The 13,910-nt window shown below is 68.9% G+C and carries 14 protein-coding genes; 8 read left to right on the forward strand and 6 right to left on the reverse strand.

Going from position 1 to position 13,910, the window contains the following annotated elements:
* Positions 1–304: 304 nt before the first annotated feature.
* Both mfd and R5H19_RS05520 read right to left on the reverse strand, forming a co-directional pair.
* Positions 305–3,847 carry a transcription-repair coupling factor gene (mfd, locus tag R5H19_RS05515; RefSeq protein ID WP_318157945.1) on the reverse strand — a complete coding sequence of 1,181 codons (3,543 nt, stop codon included), beginning with the start codon at positions 3,845–3,847 and terminating at the stop codon, positions 305–307.
* A 162-nt stretch (positions 3,848–4,009) separates the two neighbouring features.
* A complete protein-coding gene (locus R5H19_RS05520; RefSeq protein WP_318157946.1) occupies positions 4,010–4,615 on the reverse strand; it encodes a GNAT family N-acetyltransferase in 606 nt (201 codons plus the stop codon).
* Positions 4,616–4,813: 198 nt separating this feature from the next.
* Between R5H19_RS05520 and R5H19_RS05525 the strand changes: the two genes are divergently transcribed.
* Both R5H19_RS05525 and R5H19_RS05530 read left to right on the forward strand, forming a co-directional pair.
* The gene (locus tag R5H19_RS05525; RefSeq protein WP_318157947.1) at positions 4,814–5,212 is read left to right on the forward strand and encodes an MmcQ/YjbR family DNA-binding protein; all 399 of its coding nucleotides are present in this window, start codon (positions 4,814–4,816) and stop codon (positions 5,210–5,212) included.
* Positions 5,209–5,601, forward strand: coding sequence for a VOC family protein (locus R5H19_RS05530; RefSeq protein ID WP_318157948.1), 393 nt, complete (start codon positions 5,209–5,211; stop codon positions 5,599–5,601). The genes R5H19_RS05525 and R5H19_RS05530 overlap by 4 nt, the downstream gene beginning before the upstream one ends.
* A 4-nt stretch (positions 5,602–5,605) precedes the next feature.
* Here the strand turns inward: R5H19_RS05530 and R5H19_RS05535 are convergent, their stop codons facing one another.
* Positions 5,606–6,145: a DUF2058 domain-containing protein gene (locus R5H19_RS05535; RefSeq protein ID WP_318157949.1), complete on the reverse strand. Its 540-nt coding sequence runs from the start codon at positions 6,143–6,145 to the stop codon at positions 5,606–5,608.
* A gap of 50 nt (positions 6,146–6,195) precedes the next feature.
* Complete coding sequence (locus tag R5H19_RS05540) at positions 6,196–7,098, reverse strand: cation diffusion facilitator family transporter (protein ID WP_318157950.1); 903 nt, start codon at positions 7,096–7,098, stop codon at positions 6,196–6,198.
* Between the two features lie 87 nt (positions 7,099–7,185).
* Between R5H19_RS05540 and R5H19_RS05545 the strand changes: the two genes are divergently transcribed.
* Positions 7,186–7,917, forward strand: coding sequence for an AraC family transcriptional regulator (locus R5H19_RS05545; RefSeq protein WP_318157951.1), 732 nt, complete (start codon positions 7,186–7,188; stop codon positions 7,915–7,917).
* A 68-nt stretch (positions 7,918–7,985) separates the two neighbouring features.
* Complete coding sequence (locus tag R5H19_RS05550; protein WP_318157952.1) at positions 7,986–8,381, forward strand: VOC family protein; 396 nt, start codon at positions 7,986–7,988, stop codon at positions 8,379–8,381.
* Positions 8,382–8,423: 42 nt separating this feature from the next.
* Here the strand turns inward: R5H19_RS05550 and R5H19_RS05555 are convergent, their stop codons facing one another.
* Positions 8,424–8,939: a Slp family lipoprotein gene (locus R5H19_RS05555; RefSeq protein WP_318157953.1), complete on the reverse strand. Its 516-nt coding sequence runs from the start codon at positions 8,937–8,939 to the stop codon at positions 8,424–8,426.
* A gap of 40 nt (positions 8,940–8,979) precedes the next feature.
* The gene (rlmJ, locus tag R5H19_RS05560) at positions 8,980–9,894 is read right to left on the reverse strand and encodes a 23S rRNA (adenine(2030)-N(6))-methyltransferase RlmJ (RefSeq protein ID WP_318157954.1); all 915 of its coding nucleotides are present in this window, start codon (positions 9,892–9,894) and stop codon (positions 8,980–8,982) included.
* A 161-nt stretch (positions 9,895–10,055) separates the two neighbouring features.
* Between rlmJ and R5H19_RS05565 the strand changes: the two genes are divergently transcribed.
* From R5H19_RS05565 to R5H19_RS05580, 4 genes are all read left to right on the forward strand, one after another.
* Positions 10,056–10,394 carry a hypothetical protein gene (locus tag R5H19_RS05565; RefSeq protein WP_318157955.1) on the forward strand — a complete coding sequence of 113 codons (339 nt, stop codon included), beginning with the start codon at positions 10,056–10,058 and terminating at the stop codon, positions 10,392–10,394.
* 94 nt (positions 10,395–10,488) lie between these two features.
* Positions 10,489–10,884, forward strand: a complete 396-nt coding sequence (locus tag R5H19_RS05570; RefSeq protein WP_318157956.1) for a hypothetical protein — start codon at positions 10,489–10,491, stop codon at positions 10,882–10,884.
* Between the two features lie 102 nt (positions 10,885–10,986).
* Positions 10,987–12,747, forward strand: a complete 1,761-nt coding sequence (locus tag R5H19_RS05575) for a copper resistance system multicopper oxidase (protein WP_318157957.1) — start codon at positions 10,987–10,989, stop codon at positions 12,745–12,747.
* Positions 12,744–13,904, forward strand: a complete 1,161-nt coding sequence (locus tag R5H19_RS05580) for a copper resistance protein B (RefSeq protein WP_318157958.1) — start codon at positions 12,744–12,746, stop codon at positions 13,902–13,904. The genes R5H19_RS05575 and R5H19_RS05580 overlap by 4 nt, the downstream gene beginning before the upstream one ends.
* The last annotated feature ends 6 nt before the right edge of the window (positions 13,905–13,910 follow it).

The raw sequence follows: 13,910 nt of genomic DNA on the forward strand, positions 1-13,910 counted from the left end.
TGCATGTGGATGGTGTGTCTGCCGGCAGCCTCCCGGCCACCGCGTCCGTCGGCATGCTCCGTGCCCGGCAGTCGCCATGTCCGACGCTCGCGGCTCGCGATTGGCCACGAAACGAGCGATAGCCGCCAAACCTGCACCATGCCTCGCGCCGGTGTCAAGCACGGGACGTGCCACGGGCGATGCGCGGCGGATGCATCGCTTGTTGCGTCAGGGGCGATCGGCATGCGGCGCGAAGCGCCCGAAGTGGCCCAATCCGGACGCGGAGGGTCAGCCGGCCGACGGCGGCGCGGACGGCCGCCGGGCCTCAGCCCGGTCGGCGTGCGCCCAGCGTCACCAGCACTTCCTGCGCGCTGCGGATGCGCTCGCTGGCGCCGGGCAGCTCCAGCGTCACCTTGAGCTTGTCCTGGCCATCGAGCCTGTACACGCGCGGTTGCTGCTGGATCAGCCGGATGATGGTCAGCGGGTCCACCTCGGGCTTCTCGCGGAACACGATGCGGCCGCCGTTCGCGCCGAAGTCCAGCTTGCGGATGCCCAGCGGGGTCGCCATCAGCTTCAGACCGGCCACGGCGAACAGCTGTTTGGTGGGTTCGGGCAGCAGGCCGAAACGGTCGATCATCTCCACCTGAAGGTCGCGCAGCTCGTCCTCGCCGCGCGCGCTGGCGATGCGCTTGTACAGCGTGAGGCGGGTGTGCACGTCGGGCAGGTAGTCGTCGGGGATCAGCGCGGGCAGGTGGAGTTCGACTTCGGTCTCGTGCTCGGAGCTGAGGTCGAAATCCGGCACCTTGCCGGATTTCAGCGCGCGCACGGCGCGGTCCAGCAGCTCGGTGTACAGGCCGAAGCCGATCTCCTGGATCTGGCCGGACTGTTCGTCGCCGAGCAGCTCGCCGGCGCCGCGGATCTCCAGGTCGTGGGTGGCCAGGGTGAAGCCGGCGCCGAGCTCTTCCAGCGAGGCGAGGGCTTCGAGGCGCTTCTGCGCATCGGCGGTGATCGAGCGGCGGTCGGGCACCACCAGGTACGCATAGGCGCGGTGGTGCGAGCGGCCTACGCGGCCGCGCAACTGGTGCAGCTGGGCCAGGCCGAAACGGTCCGCACGGTCGATGATGATGGTGTTTGCCGTAGGGATGTCGATGCCGGTTTCGATGATGGTGGTGCATACCAGCACGTTGAAGCGCTGGCGGTGGAAATCCGCCATCACCTGTTCCAGCTCGCGTTCCGGCATCTGGCCGTGGGCGATGCGGATGCGCGCGTCCGGCGCCAGCTCCTCCAGCTCGCGCACGGTGCGTTCGATGCTCTGCACTTCGTTGTGCAGGAAATACACCTGGCCGCCGCGCGACAGCTCGCGCTGCAGCGCCTCGCGGATGGTGGCCGGGTCCCACGCGGTGACGAAGGTACGCACGGCCGAGCGGTGCGCCGGCGGAGTGGCGATCAGCGAGAGGTCGCGCAGGCCGCTCATCGCCATGTTCAGCGTGCGCGGGATCGGCGTGGCGGTCATGGTGAGCAGGTCGACTTCAGCGCGCAGCTTCTTCAGCTGCTCTTTCTGGCGCACGCCGAAGCGTTGCTCCTCGTCCACCACGACGAGGCCGAGGTTCTTGAACTTGACGTCCGGCTGCAGCAGCTTGTGGGTGCCCACGATCACGTCGATCTGGCCGTCGGCCAGCCGTTTCAGCGCCTCGTTCACTTCCTTGGTGGACTTGAAGCGCGACAGCACGTCCACCTTCACCGGCCAGTCGGCGAAGCGATCGGCGAAGTTGCGGTAATGCTGCTGGGCGAGCAGGGTGGTCGGCACCAGCACCGCGACCTGCTTGCCGGCGGTGGCGGCGGCGAAGGCGGCACGCAGGGCGACTTCCGTCTTGCCGAAGCCCACGTCGCCGCAGATCACGCGGTCCATCGCGCGCGGCGCGGCGAGGTCGGCCAGCACCGCCTCGATCGCGCTTTCCTGGTCGGGGGTTTCCTCGAACGGGAAGCTGGCGCCGAATTCCTCCACCAGCTGGCGGTCGATCGGCAGCGCCTCGCCGCCGCGCGCCTGCCGCTGTGCGTAGATTGCCAGCAGCTCGGCGGCCACGTCGCGCACCTTCTCGGCGGCCTTGCGGCGCGCGCGTTCCCACGCATCACCGCCCAGCGAGTGCAGCGGTGCCAATTCCGGCGCGGTGCCGGAGTAGCGGCTGACCAGGCCCAGCTGGGCCACCGGCACGTACAGCTTGTCGCCTCTGGCGTACTCGATGACCAGGAACTCGCCGTCCATGCCGCCTACGTCCATCGACACCAGGCCCTGGTAGCGGCCCACGCCGTGGTCGACGTGCACGATCGGCGCGCCGGGGACGAGTTCGGTGAGGTCGCGGATGATCGCCTCGGGATCGCGCGCGGCGCCGCGGCGGCGCTTGCGGTCGCGTTCGCTGCGCACCCGCTCGCCGTACAGCTCGCGCTCGGTGAGCACGACGAGGGCAGGCTTGGTCAGCGCGAAGCCCTGTTCCAGCGGGGCGATGGTGATGGCGAAGCGCGGCCCTTCATCCCTGGCTCCCTCCCCTGACTGCAGGGGAGGGTGGGGGTGGGGTGCTCCTGCTTGCCCCAGAGGGACTTCCTTCGGTCGCAGGGGGCGGAGGAAGGCCCGCCAGTTCTCGACGAGCTCGGGCTTCAATCCCGCCGCCGCCAGCGTCTCCATCAGCGCCTCGCGCCGACCCGCCGAATCGGCGGCGATCAGCACGCGGCCGGGGTAGCTCGACAGGAAGTGCCGCAGCGAGGTGCCCGGTTCCTCGCCCTTGCGGTTCAGCGGCAACTCGGGCGCCGGCTGGGTGCCGCTGGCGACGGCGTGCTCGTGGCCGGCGTCGACCACTTCCACGCGCAGCCGCTTGTTGAGCTGTTCGCGCAGCTTCTCCGGCGGCAGATACAGCTCGGCCGGCGGCAGTACCGGGCGCTCGATGTCGTGTGCGCGCTGGTCGTAGCGTTCGGCGGCCTGCGCCCAGAACTGGTCGGCCGCTTCGCCGGCACCTTCGCCAAGCACGAACAGTGCGTCGTCGGCGAGGTAGTCAAAGAGGGTGGCGGTCTGCGCGAAGAACAGCGGAAGGTAGTACTCGATGCCGCCGGGCGTCACGCCTTCCTTCATGTCCTGGTACAGCGCGCAACGACGCACGTCGATCGGAAAGCGCTCGCGCAGGTTGTTGCGGAACTCCTTCGCTGCCTCGTCGGTGAGCGGGAATTCACGCGCGGGCAGCAGCTCGACCTTGTCCACCTGCTGCTGCGAGCGCTGGGTTTCCGGATCGAAGCTGCGGATCGACTCCACCTCGTCGTCGAACAGCTCGATGCGGTACGGTTCGGCCGCGCCCATCGGGAAGATGTCGAGCAGCGCGCCGCGCACGGCGAAGTCGCCCGGTTCGGCCACCTGCGGCACATGGCGGTAGCCGCAGGCTTCCAGCCGGCGCTGTTCGGCGCCGAGGTCGAGCTTCTGCCGCTTCGCCAGCACCAGGCCGGAGCCGGTGATGTGCGAGCGCGGCGCAATGCGCTGCATCAGCGTGGCCACCGGCACCACCAGTACGCCGCGCTGCACGCCCGGCAGCCGGTACAGCGTGGCGATGCGCTGCGAAACGACTTCCGGGTGCGGGCTGAACGCGTCGTAGGGCAGGGTTTCCCAGTCCGGGAACTGCAGCACCGGCAGGCCGCCGACGAAGAGCTTCAGTTCCGCTTCCAGTGCCTGCGCGCGCTGGGTGTCGCGCGCCACCACCACCAGCAGGCCGTCATGCGTGCGCGCCGCTTCGGCCAGCAGCAGTGCCCGGGCGGAGCCGTGCGGCGGCGCCCAGTAGCGGCGTTGCTTCGGAGTGGTGGGCAGGGGCGGGTGCTTGATCGGACTGGTCATGGGGCGCGTGTGCGGGGCGCTGCCATCGAGCTGCGCCAGGGAAAGCGGGCAAGTGTAACGCGATGCGCCGCTCGCTCCGTTTCGCGTACGCACGCGCGGGGGCGTGCTGCGTGCCGTGAAGCCCGGCTTTCGGCGGGCAGGGCATCGCGTGTCAGCGCGCCGCTACAGCTTCAGCGTGATCTGCGCGGTGCCCGGTTCGTCCGGCAGCATGCGCTGGGTGAAACCCAGTTCCTTGCACAGCTGCAGCATCGGCCGGTTTTCCAGCAGCACGTAGCCCCACAGTTCGGCGAGGCCGCGGCGGCGGCAATCGTCGACCAGCCGCTGCATCAGCAGCGCGCCGAGGCCGCGGCGGCTCCAGTCCCGCTCCACCAGCACCGAGAACTCGGCGCTGTCGGTGGCCTCGTCCACGTAGATCCGGCCCACGCCGCGCATCTCGGCCGGCTTGGCGGATTCGTCCATCAGCACGTAGGCAGTTTCGCGCGCGGGGTCGATGCGGCACAGCCGCTGCGCCATCGGCGCCGGCAGCTCGGACATCGCATGCAGAAAACGGCGGCGGATGTCTTCCGGCGACAGCCGGGTGAAACAACGCTGCATCGCGGCCACGTCGCCCGGCTCGATGGCGCGCAGCACCAGTTCGCGGCCGTCCTGGGTGGACACCTGCTCGCCACGCGGCGTGGGCTGCACGCGCGGGCGCGCGAAGCGTTCACTGGTGCGCGGCGGCAGCGGGGCGTAGCGGGTGGGGGCGGAGAAGTCGATGGCGGGGATCATGGCGATTCCGTACTTTTGCGTATTGTGTGCAATGCAGCATGAATTTGCAATGACGGACATCATGGCGCTCAGCCACGCAACCACAGCGCCGATGCCGCGGCCTGCGGACGGATGTTGCGGTACGGAAGGGTGCGGCGTGGGCAGACAGGCGCCGCGCCGCCCCGCACAATGCCAAGCTGGATTTCCCCGGAGCACGGCATGACCCGCAAACCAGGCCACGGCCTCAGCGCCGCCCAACTGGACGCGTTGTGTGGCCACTGGCCTGGCGTCACCCGCGATACCAAGTGGGGCGTCGACATGGTGTTCAGCGTCGGCGGCAAGATGTTTGCGGTGATGCCATCGGACGGCAGCGAAGGCGGCCGGCTGTCGTGCAAGGTGGCCGACGAGCGCTTCCTCGAACTCACCGACCAGCCCGGCATCATCCCGGCGCCGTACCTGGCGCGCGCGCACTGGATCTCGATCATCGAACCGCAGCGTTTCGCCACGACGGAGCTGGAAGCCTTCGTGCTCGATGCGTACACACGGGTCCGCGCCAGGCTGACGAAGAAAATGCAGGCGGCGCTGGGACCGCTGCCGACGCTCGAGGCAAGGAAATGAAACAGCATCTCGGCGCGCTCGCGCTGCTGGTCGCCGACTACGACGAGGCGATCGCCTGGTACACCCGCGCGCTCGGCTTCGAACTGGTCGAGGACACCGACATGGGCGGGGGCAAGCGCTGGGTGCTGCTGGCGCCGCCCGGTTCGCGCGAAACCCGCCTGCTGCTGGCCAAGGCCAAGGGCGGCGAGCAGGCCTCGCGCATCGGCAACCAGACCGGCGGCCGCGTATTCCTGCTGCTGCACACCGACGACTTCCAGCGCGACTGGCAACGCATGCGTGCGGCTGGCGTGCACTTCCGCGAGGAGCCGCGCCACGAAGCCTACGGCACGGTGGCGGTGTTCGAGGACCTGTACGGCAACGGCTGGGACCTGCTCGAACCGAAGCGCTGACGCGTCACCAGATCAGGTCGTCCGGCACTTCGAACTGCTTGTAGTACTCGTCGTCCGCAGCGTTGCCGCTGCCGGCTTCGGCGCGGCCGTGGTCGAGCACGATGATCGCCGCATCGCGCTCGTACACCTTGTCGGCGGCGGCGCGCGGCAGCAGCTCGTAGCCCTCGCCGTGGCGCACGATCACCAGCGTGCCGGCGGCCAGTTGCGCGCGCAACGCCGCGCTCACCAGCACGTCCCTGATCCTGTCGCCGTCGGCGAAGCGGTAGGCGATCTCACCCTCGCGCTTCACCTTGTGCGCCTCGACGATCTGCTGCACCTGCGCGCGCGCCTCATGCGCCCGCGCCTGTGCGTTGCGTTCGGCGGCAATGGCGCGGTCGCGCTCGGCCTTCTCCGCCTGCAGTCGCCGCGCCTGCAGTTCTTCGGCGCCCGGCGCCACCGGCGCCTTGCCCTGATGTTTCTTCGCCTGCTCGCGCGCGACCTGCGCCACCTGGTTCTTCTTGACCAGGCCGGCCTTGAGCAGTTGTTCCTGGAGCGGGTTGCGCATGGGAAATACCGGGAATGCGTTGGCGGGGTGGCAGGGCAACAGCGTGGGATTCAGTCCGCGTTGTCCGGCTCGAAGAAGCTCCAGCGTACATCGCCGAACTGTGCCTTCATCGCCGCCTCGACGGTGTTGATCGCCTCGATCAGGTTGGCGGTGGGTTGCATGCGCGCCTTCACCGCGACCATCACGTCGGCACCCATCTGCAGCGTGATCAGGTTCAGCACTTCGGCGACTTCCGCGCGCGCGTTGAGGAACGCCAGCAATTCCTCGCGGCGGCGCGGCTCCACGCCCTGACCGATCAGCAGCGCCTTCACCTCGATCGCCACCAGCACCGCCACCACGATCAGCAGCACGCCGATGGCGATGGTGCCGGCGGCGTCGAACATCAGGTTGCCGGTGAGCATGGTGGCGCCCACCGCGAGCGCGGCCAGACACAGGCCGACGAGGGCGGCCAGGTCTTCGCCGAAGATCACCAGCAGCTCGCTGGAGCGGGTTTCGCGGAACCACGTCCATAGATCCTGGTCGCCGCGGGCCTTGTTCACTTCCTGCAGGCAGCCGCGCATCGAGATGCCTTCGACCACGATGCCGAACAGCAGCACGCCGAGCGCCAGCCACGGCCACTTCAGCGGCTCGGGATGGGTGAGTTTGTGGATGCCCTCGTAGATCGAGAACATGCCGCCCACGCTGAACAGCAGGATGGCGACCAGGAACGACCAGAAGTACAGCGCGCGGCCCCAGCCCAGCGGATACTCGTCGGACGGCGGGCGCTTGGCCTGGCGGATGCCGAGCAGCAGCAGGCCCTGGTTGCCGCAGTCGGCCAGCGAATGCACCGCCTCGGCCATCATTGCGCCGGAGCTGGTGACCAACGCGGCGAACAGCTTGGCCACGAAGATGGCGAAGTTCGCACCCAGCGCGAGGAAGATGGCCTTGATGGGATTGGCTGCGTGACCTGACATGTGCGCTTCCTTCGACAATGGCTGCGAAGTGTAAGGCACCGGATGAAACGGCAGCGAGCGCCGCGGTCGCCATGGCAAGATGCGCGGATGAGCTATCGGGAATCCCTGCCGTCGCCGTACCTGCAAGGACTGGTTGCCGCCTATTGGGGTGTCGACGGCGCGGTCGGTGGCGGGCTTGCCATGCAGCGCATTCTTCCTGACGGTTGTGCCGATCTGATCTGCGATTTTTCCGGTGGGCATCCGCAGATGTACTGGGTCGGCACGATGACTCGTGCCATCGAGGTGCGGATGGGCGGCCGGCAGGACCTGTTCGGTATCCGTTTTGCGCCCGGCGCCCTGTTTTCGCTCTTGGGCGCGCCGCTGTCTTTGCTGACCGATGACCGTGTCGCGTATGCCGCGTTGCCGGCCTCGGTGTGGCAGCCACCGCTGGATGGCTGGCATGCCGCTCCCGATTTTGCCGCGCGTTGCCGCCGAACCGATGCAAGTCTGCGGGCGATCCTGCCGCGACTTCCATCCGGCCCTTTCGTGCAATTGTTGCAGCAGTTGTCGGCGCGAGCGGCGCTGCCGGTGTCGCCTGCGGCGCTGGCGGACGACACCGGCATGGGCCTGCGCACGCTGCAGCGGCGCTTCATGGACCATCTCGGCGTCAGCCCGCGGCAGCATCTGCGCTACCTGCGGTTCGAGCGGGCGCGGCAATTATTGTCGCAGCAGAATCATCGCTGCGCCGATATCGCCGTGATCGCGGGTTACAGCGACCAGGCGCATTTCGTGCGCGAGTTCCGTCGCTTCAGCGGCGTCACGCCCGGCCGCTGGCGCTGACGCGTTCGTTCAATACGGCGCCGGCCGATGCGTGCATGCTGGTACCCCCATCGGTCAGGAGTTTCATCATGGTGTTACCGGTTTGCCGCAAGGCCACGCCCGTACTGTTTGTCGAAACGATTGCGCCGAGCCTCGCGTTCTGGCGCGACCGGCTGGGTTACACGGTGACGGCGGAGGTGCCGGGCGAAGGCGGGCCGGCGTTCGTGATCCTGGTCGGCAACGGCATTGAGCTGATGCTGCAGACCACCGCTTCGCTGGCGGCTGATCCCCACGCGGCGGGGATGGCGTGGCGCGGCGATCGCAGCTGCCTGTTCGTCGAGGTGGACGACATCGACGCGTTGGCCGCAGCGCTGGAAGGCTGCGAGATCGTGGCGCCGCGCCACGACACGTTCTATGGCGCCACCGAGATCGGCTATCGCGAACCGGGCGGCCACTTCGTGACGTTCGCGCAATTCAATCGGTGATGCGGCAACGGGCCGGCAGGCAGTCGGCCCGGAGCAGCGCGGTCAGCGGATACCGACGCCCACGCCCACGCCGAAGCGCACGTTGTTGCGCCCCTTGTTCATCTCCTCGGCGGTCCATACGTGCGACTGCGCCACGCTGACCAGCGGGAACACGTAGTCGGCCTCGCCGACCTTGCCGGCGCGGCTGCCGTTGAGCTTGCCGTTGACGGTCATCAGCGCGCCGGCGGGGTAGTCCAGCGGTTCGACGTAGCCGGGCATCACCGCGATGAAGCGGCCGTTGCCGCTGTCGTTGGCCTTCGGGCGCTGCGAGGAGTCCAGCGGGTAGGCCAGCAGCTCGATCTCGCTGTGGTCGGCGAACACCTTGACCTGCACGATGCGGCCGCCCCAGATCACCTCGCGGTTGCTGAAGTTCTCCGGCGACTGCGCCACCTGGAACGGTGCGGCGGCGATCGCGGCGCCGGTGGTCTTGTAGATCGGCGCGGGGGCGCAGGCGGCCAGTGCCAGCGCGGCGGCCGGCACGGCGAGGCGGGTCAGCAGGAAGGCGGGGCGGGTACGCATGATCGTGCTCCTGGAGGAACGCTGGCTGGGTACGTCGAGCTTAGCGGCGGCCCGGCGGCCGCGGTAGTCGCGAGGCGGGCAAGGGGCTGGGCGTGTTCAGCTGGCTGCCGGCCTCGTCCAGCAGCCACTCCAGCTTCCATTCGGCCGGGCGATCCTGCGCCAGCAGGCTGGCCAGCACGCGCAGCGGTTCGCGCAGGGTGTCGTCGAGGTTCCACGGCGCGTTGAGGATCACCATGCCCGAGCCGTTGAGGCGCAGCGGCGTATCGTCCGGGTGCACCAGCAGTTCGGCGCGCAGGACGCGCTTCACCCCGCTGTGCTGCAGCTTGCGCAGGAACGGTTGCACCTGGCTGCGCAGCTTGATCGGGTACCACACTGCATAGACGCCGCCGGGCCAGCGCGCCAAGGCCGCCTTCAGCGCCTGCTCGATCAGCTTGTACTCGGCGTCCTGCGCCTCGTACGGCGGGTCGATCAGCACCAGACCGCGTTTTTCCTTCGGCGGCAGCAGCGCTTTCAGCGCCTCGTAGCCGTCACGCTGGTGCACGTGCACCTGCGGGTTGCCGCGGAACAGCTCGCGCAGCTTGGCCGCTTCCTCGGTATGCAGTTCGCACAGCTGGGCGCTGTCACCCGGGCGCAGGAGGCGGGCGACCTGCAGCGGCGAGCCGGGGTAGTGCTTCAGGCCTTGCTCGTTGCCTTCGCCCTTGAGGATGCCGTCGCGCCAGCGCTTGAGCAGCGGCGGCAGTTTTTCGGCCGGGTGCAGGCGGGCGATGCCGTCCAGGTGCTCGCCGGTCTTCTTCGCCTCGAAACCTTCCAGCGGATAGCTGCCGCTGCCGGCGTGCGTGTCGACGTAGCAGAACGGGGTGGGCTTGGCCTGCAACGCCTCGACCAACGCCAGCAGCACGACGTGCTTGAGGACATCGGCGAAATTGCCGGCGTGATAGGCGTGGCGGTAATTCATGGCGGTCACGGGGGGCGGGGTGGTCCAGTATAGATGGCCGGCGGCGCCGGCCCGGGCGTCGCGTGACTTTCCGTGCACATTCACCGGCGCAGGCTCCCGTCGTTGCAGCGTTGCAACCGGCCGGGCATCGGCTCCGGACGTCCCCTGCGCGGAGAATCATCATGACGTTCCTGCCAAGAATCATTGTTTCGACAGCCGCTGTCGGCCTTTGCCTGGCCTTCGGCACGGTCAGTGCCCAGGACACCGGCGGCATGGCGCCGGCGTCGTCGTCGAGCAGCATGGGCCAGATGGGCGGCATGCATCACAACAAGATGATGCGCCACAACAAGAACGGCAGCATGCACATGATGCCGGCCACGGTGAGCTCGGTGGATACCAAGACCGGCATCGTCGAGGCGGACGCGGAAGGCATGTCGCTGCGCCTGCACTTCCCGCCGGCGTCGGTGGCGAACCTGAAGGCCGGCGACAAGATCACGCTGCACATGGGCTATACCAAGTAGCGTCGGCAAACCCGCCGCGGCAGGCGTGCCGGCGAGGTCCGCTGGACCCTCGTCCAGAGTTGAGGCCCGCCGGCACGGACCCTATGCTGTGCCGATGAACCGCCCGCTGCGCCACGCTGCACGCTTGCCGTCCCTCCGGGCGATGGCCTGGTTGGCGTGGCTGATCCTCGCGCTGGCGCCGCTGCACGGCATGCCGCGCGGAATGGTTGGCGACGTGGGGGGCGCGGTGCCTGCGGCAACGGTCGCGCATGCGTTCGACCACGGCGGGCAAGCCCTGCCGGCTCCGGCCGACTGTTGCGATGGCTCGCACCCCGACCAGCGCGGGTCGATGGGATCGGCCCAGTGCGCGGCGGCGTGCGGCAGCGTGCTGCCGGTGCTGGCGATGGCCGGACTCGCGCCGGTGGCGCCGGAGCCGCTGCGCGTCGTTTCCTCCTTCGTGGCGGCCCCCAGTGTCGTCCACGCCGTGCCGTTGCGGCCGCCGCTCGGCTGATTCCCGTCCGCTGCGATAGCGCGTTCGCGCCCGCCTTGCCGCGGGCGTGAACGCAGCCCTTGATCGGCATCGGTCGCCGATGCCTCCTCGAAGGAAGTGAACGTGAATCCATTTTCCCCGTTGCCCGCGGTCGATCTGTCGCGGCGACGTTTCGTGCAGGGCCTGGCCCTGGGCGGTGCGGTGGCCGGTCTTGGCCTGCTGCGCCCGCCAAATGTCTGGGCGCTGACCAGCCCCGGCCAGCCCACCGTCTTGAGCGGCACCGATTTCGCGCTGGACATCGCCGAGACCGCGGTCAACTTCACCGGCGCGCTGCGCCCGGCAACCACCGTCAACGGCAGCGTGCCCGGCCCGCTGCTGCGCATGCGCGAAGGCACCACGGTGAACCTGCGCGTGACCAACCGCCTGCGTGTGCCCACCTCGATCCACTGGCACGGCATCATCCTGCCGTTCCAGATGGACGGCGTACCCGGCCTCAGCTTCGACGGCATCGCGCCGGGCGAGAGTTTCCTGTACCGGTTCCAGCTGCGCCAGAGCGGCACCTACTGGTATCACTCGCACTCGGGTTTCCAGGAGCAGAACGCGCTGTACGGCCCGCTGGTGATCGAACCGGCCGGCCCCGAGCGCTACCCCGCGGACCGCGACTACGTGGTGATGCTCAACGACTGGACCGACGAGGACCCCGAGCGCATCTACGCCAGGCTCAAGAAGCAGAGCGACTACTACAACTTCGCCCAGCCCACCGTGCCGGATTTCTTCCGCGACGTGCGCACGAAGGGTCTGAGCCAGGCGTTGGCCATGCGCAGGATGTGGAACGAGATGCGGATGAATCCGACCGACCTCAGCGACGTCTCCGGCCACACCTATACCTACCTGATGAACGGCACCGCACCCGCCGGCAACTGGACCGGCATCTTCAAGCCCGGCGAGAAGATCCGGCTGCGCTTCATCAACGGTTCGTCGTCGACCATCTTCGACGTGCGCATTCCCGGCCTGAAGATGACGGTGATCGCCGCCGACGGCCAGGACGTGCAGCCGGTGCCGGTCGACGAATTCCGCATCTCGGCGGCCGAAACCTACGACGTGATCGTCGAGCCGCAGGAGGCGCGCGCGTACACCGTGTTCGCCCAGTCGATCGACCGCAGCGGCTACGCGCGTGGCACGCTGGCGCCGCGCGCCGGCATGGAAGCCGAGGTGCCGGCGCTGGACCGGCGCGTATGGCTGGACATGCAGGACATGATGGGCGCGATGTCGCACGCGGACCACGGCGGCGGCCACGCCGCGATGCCCGGCATGGAGCACGCCGGCATGGATCATGGCGACATGGCCAGTACGGCGGCCGTACCCGCCGTGCGTCATGCCCGCAGCGAATACGGCCCCGGCGTGGACATGCGCGTCGACGTGCCGCGGACCAATCTGGACGACCCGGGCATCGGCCTGCGCGACAACGGCCGCCGCGTGCTGACCTACGCCGACCTGCACACCCTCGGCGGCCCGATCGACGCGCGCGAACCCGGCCGCGAGATCGAGCTGCACCTGACCGGCAACATGGAGCGCTTCATGTGGTCGTTCGACGGCATCAAGTATCCCGACGCCAGGCCGGTGCATTTCAACACCGGCGAGCGCCTGCGCATCGTGCTGGTCAACGACACCATGATGAACCACCCGATCCACCTGCACGGCATGTGGAGTGAACTGGAGAGTCCCGACGGCCGGTTCCAGGTGCGCAAGCACACCATCAACGTGCAGCCGGCGCAGCGCATCAGCTATGCGGTCACGGCCGATGCGCCGGGGCGCTGGGCCTACCACTGCCACCTGCTGTACCACATGGAGGCGGGCATGTTCCGCGAGGTGGTGGTGTCATGAGGATGGGTCGTCGCGACAGACGGAAGGTTCCGCTGCGTCCGGCCCGGCTGGTCGCGCTGCTGCTGGCGCTGCCGCTGGCGGCCGTCGCGCAGAGCGCGCCCGCGCCCGCCGGCACGGCGCCGGTGGAGATGGATCACGCCGGCATGCACGGCATGGCGATGCCGGCCACGGCAGGCAGCACGCCGCCGCCGGGGCAGGCAACGCCGGTCGAGAAGGCGGAGAAGCCACGCGCCCCGACGCCTCCCTCCGTGGGCGCGCATGACATGCACGGGATGGACCACGGCGCGATGCACGGAGCTGACCACGGTGCCGCGCCTGCCAGCCCGGCAACATCCAGTCACGCCATGCCGGGCATGCAGCACCAGGCCATATCCGGCATGAGCCATGGCACGGTGCATGGAACGGCTGCGGCTGCCGGCACAGTGATGGGGTCGATGCAGGGCGGCCACGCGCCGGCGGATGCCCGCAGCGGCGATTACTCCGACGGCATCGCCGCCAGCTCCGCGCGCTCGCTGCACCTGCACGGCAGCGCACCGTTCGGCATGCTGCTGGTGAATCGGCTGGAAGCGTTCCACGGCCGCGAGGCGAACGGCCAGAGCTGGGAAGCCCAGGGCTGGTACGGCAACGACACCGGCAAGCTGTGGCTTCGCACGGAAGGAGAGCGTAGTGGTGGCAAGCTGGAACATGGCGATGCCGAAGTGTTCTGGAACCGCGCCATCGCCACGTTCTGGAGCAGCCAGTTGGGCGTGCGGCAGGAGTTTGGCGAAGGTCCGAAACGGTCTTGGGCCGCGTTCGGCGTGCAGGGCCTGGCGCCGTACTGGTTCGAGCTGGAGGCAACCGCCTATGTCGGCAGCGGCGGCCGCACCGCGGCGCGCCTGCGCGCCGACTACGAACTGCTGTTCACCCAGCGGCTGATCCTGCAGCCGGAGGTGGAGGTCAACCTGTACGGCAAGGCCGACCCGGCGCGCGGCGTCGGCAGCGGCGTCTCGGACGCGAAGCTGGGCTTGCGCCTGCGCTACGAGATCCGGCGTGAATTCGCGCCGTACATCGGCGTAGTCTGGACGCGCCGCTTCGGCGCCACGGCCGGCTTCGCCCGCGCTGACCATCAGGCAGTCTTCGACCGGCAGTGGGTTGCCGGCGTCCGCATCTGGTTCTGAGGAAAG

This window comes from Rhodanobacter sp. KK11 (assembly GCF_033345435.1).
Taxonomy (GTDB): Bacteria; Pseudomonadota; Gammaproteobacteria; order Xanthomonadales; family Rhodanobacteraceae; genus Rhodanobacter.

Bases quoted from the DNA above. Each gene is read 5' to 3' on its own strand.
- R5H19_RS05540 (WP_318157950.1), bottom strand. From the start codon at position 7,098: ATGTCAGGTCACGCAGCCAATCCCATCAAGGCCATCTTCCTCGCGCTG.
- R5H19_RS05550 (WP_318157952.1), top strand. From the start codon at position 7,986: ATGGTGTTACCGGTTTGCCGCAAGGCCACGCCCGTACTGTTTGTCGAA.
- R5H19_RS05555 (WP_318157953.1), bottom strand. From the start codon at position 8,939: ATGCGTACCCGCCCCGCCTTCCTGCTGACCCGCCTCGCCGTGCCGGCC.
- R5H19_RS05580 (WP_318157958.1), top strand. From the start codon at position 12,744: ATGAGGATGGGTCGTCGCGACAGACGGAAGGTTCCGCTGCGTCCGGCC.
- R5H19_RS05535 (WP_318157949.1), bottom strand. From the start codon at position 6,145: ATGCGCAACCCGCTCCAGGAACAACTGCTCAAGGCCGGCCTGGTCAAG.
- R5H19_RS05565 (WP_318157955.1), top strand. From the start codon at position 10,056: ATGACGTTCCTGCCAAGAATCATTGTTTCGACAGCCGCTGTCGGCCTT.
- R5H19_RS05520 (WP_318157946.1), bottom strand. From the start codon at position 4,615: ATGATCCCCGCCATCGACTTCTCCGCCCCCACCCGCTACGCCCCGCTG.
- R5H19_RS05545 (WP_318157951.1), top strand. From the start codon at position 7,186: ATGAGCTATCGGGAATCCCTGCCGTCGCCGTACCTGCAAGGACTGGTT.
- R5H19_RS05530 (WP_318157948.1), top strand. From the start codon at position 5,209: ATGAAACAGCATCTCGGCGCGCTCGCGCTGCTGGTCGCCGACTACGAC.
- R5H19_RS05570 (WP_318157956.1), top strand. From the start codon at position 10,489: ATGAACCGCCCGCTGCGCCACGCTGCACGCTTGCCGTCCCTCCGGGCG.
- rlmJ (WP_318157954.1), bottom strand. From the start codon at position 9,894: ATGAATTACCGCCACGCCTATCACGCCGGCAATTTCGCCGATGTCCTC.
- R5H19_RS05525 (WP_318157947.1), top strand. From the start codon at position 4,814: ATGACCCGCAAACCAGGCCACGGCCTCAGCGCCGCCCAACTGGACGCG.
- mfd (WP_318157945.1), bottom strand. From the start codon at position 3,847: ATGACCAGTCCGATCAAGCACCCGCCCCTGCCCACCACTCCGAAGCAA.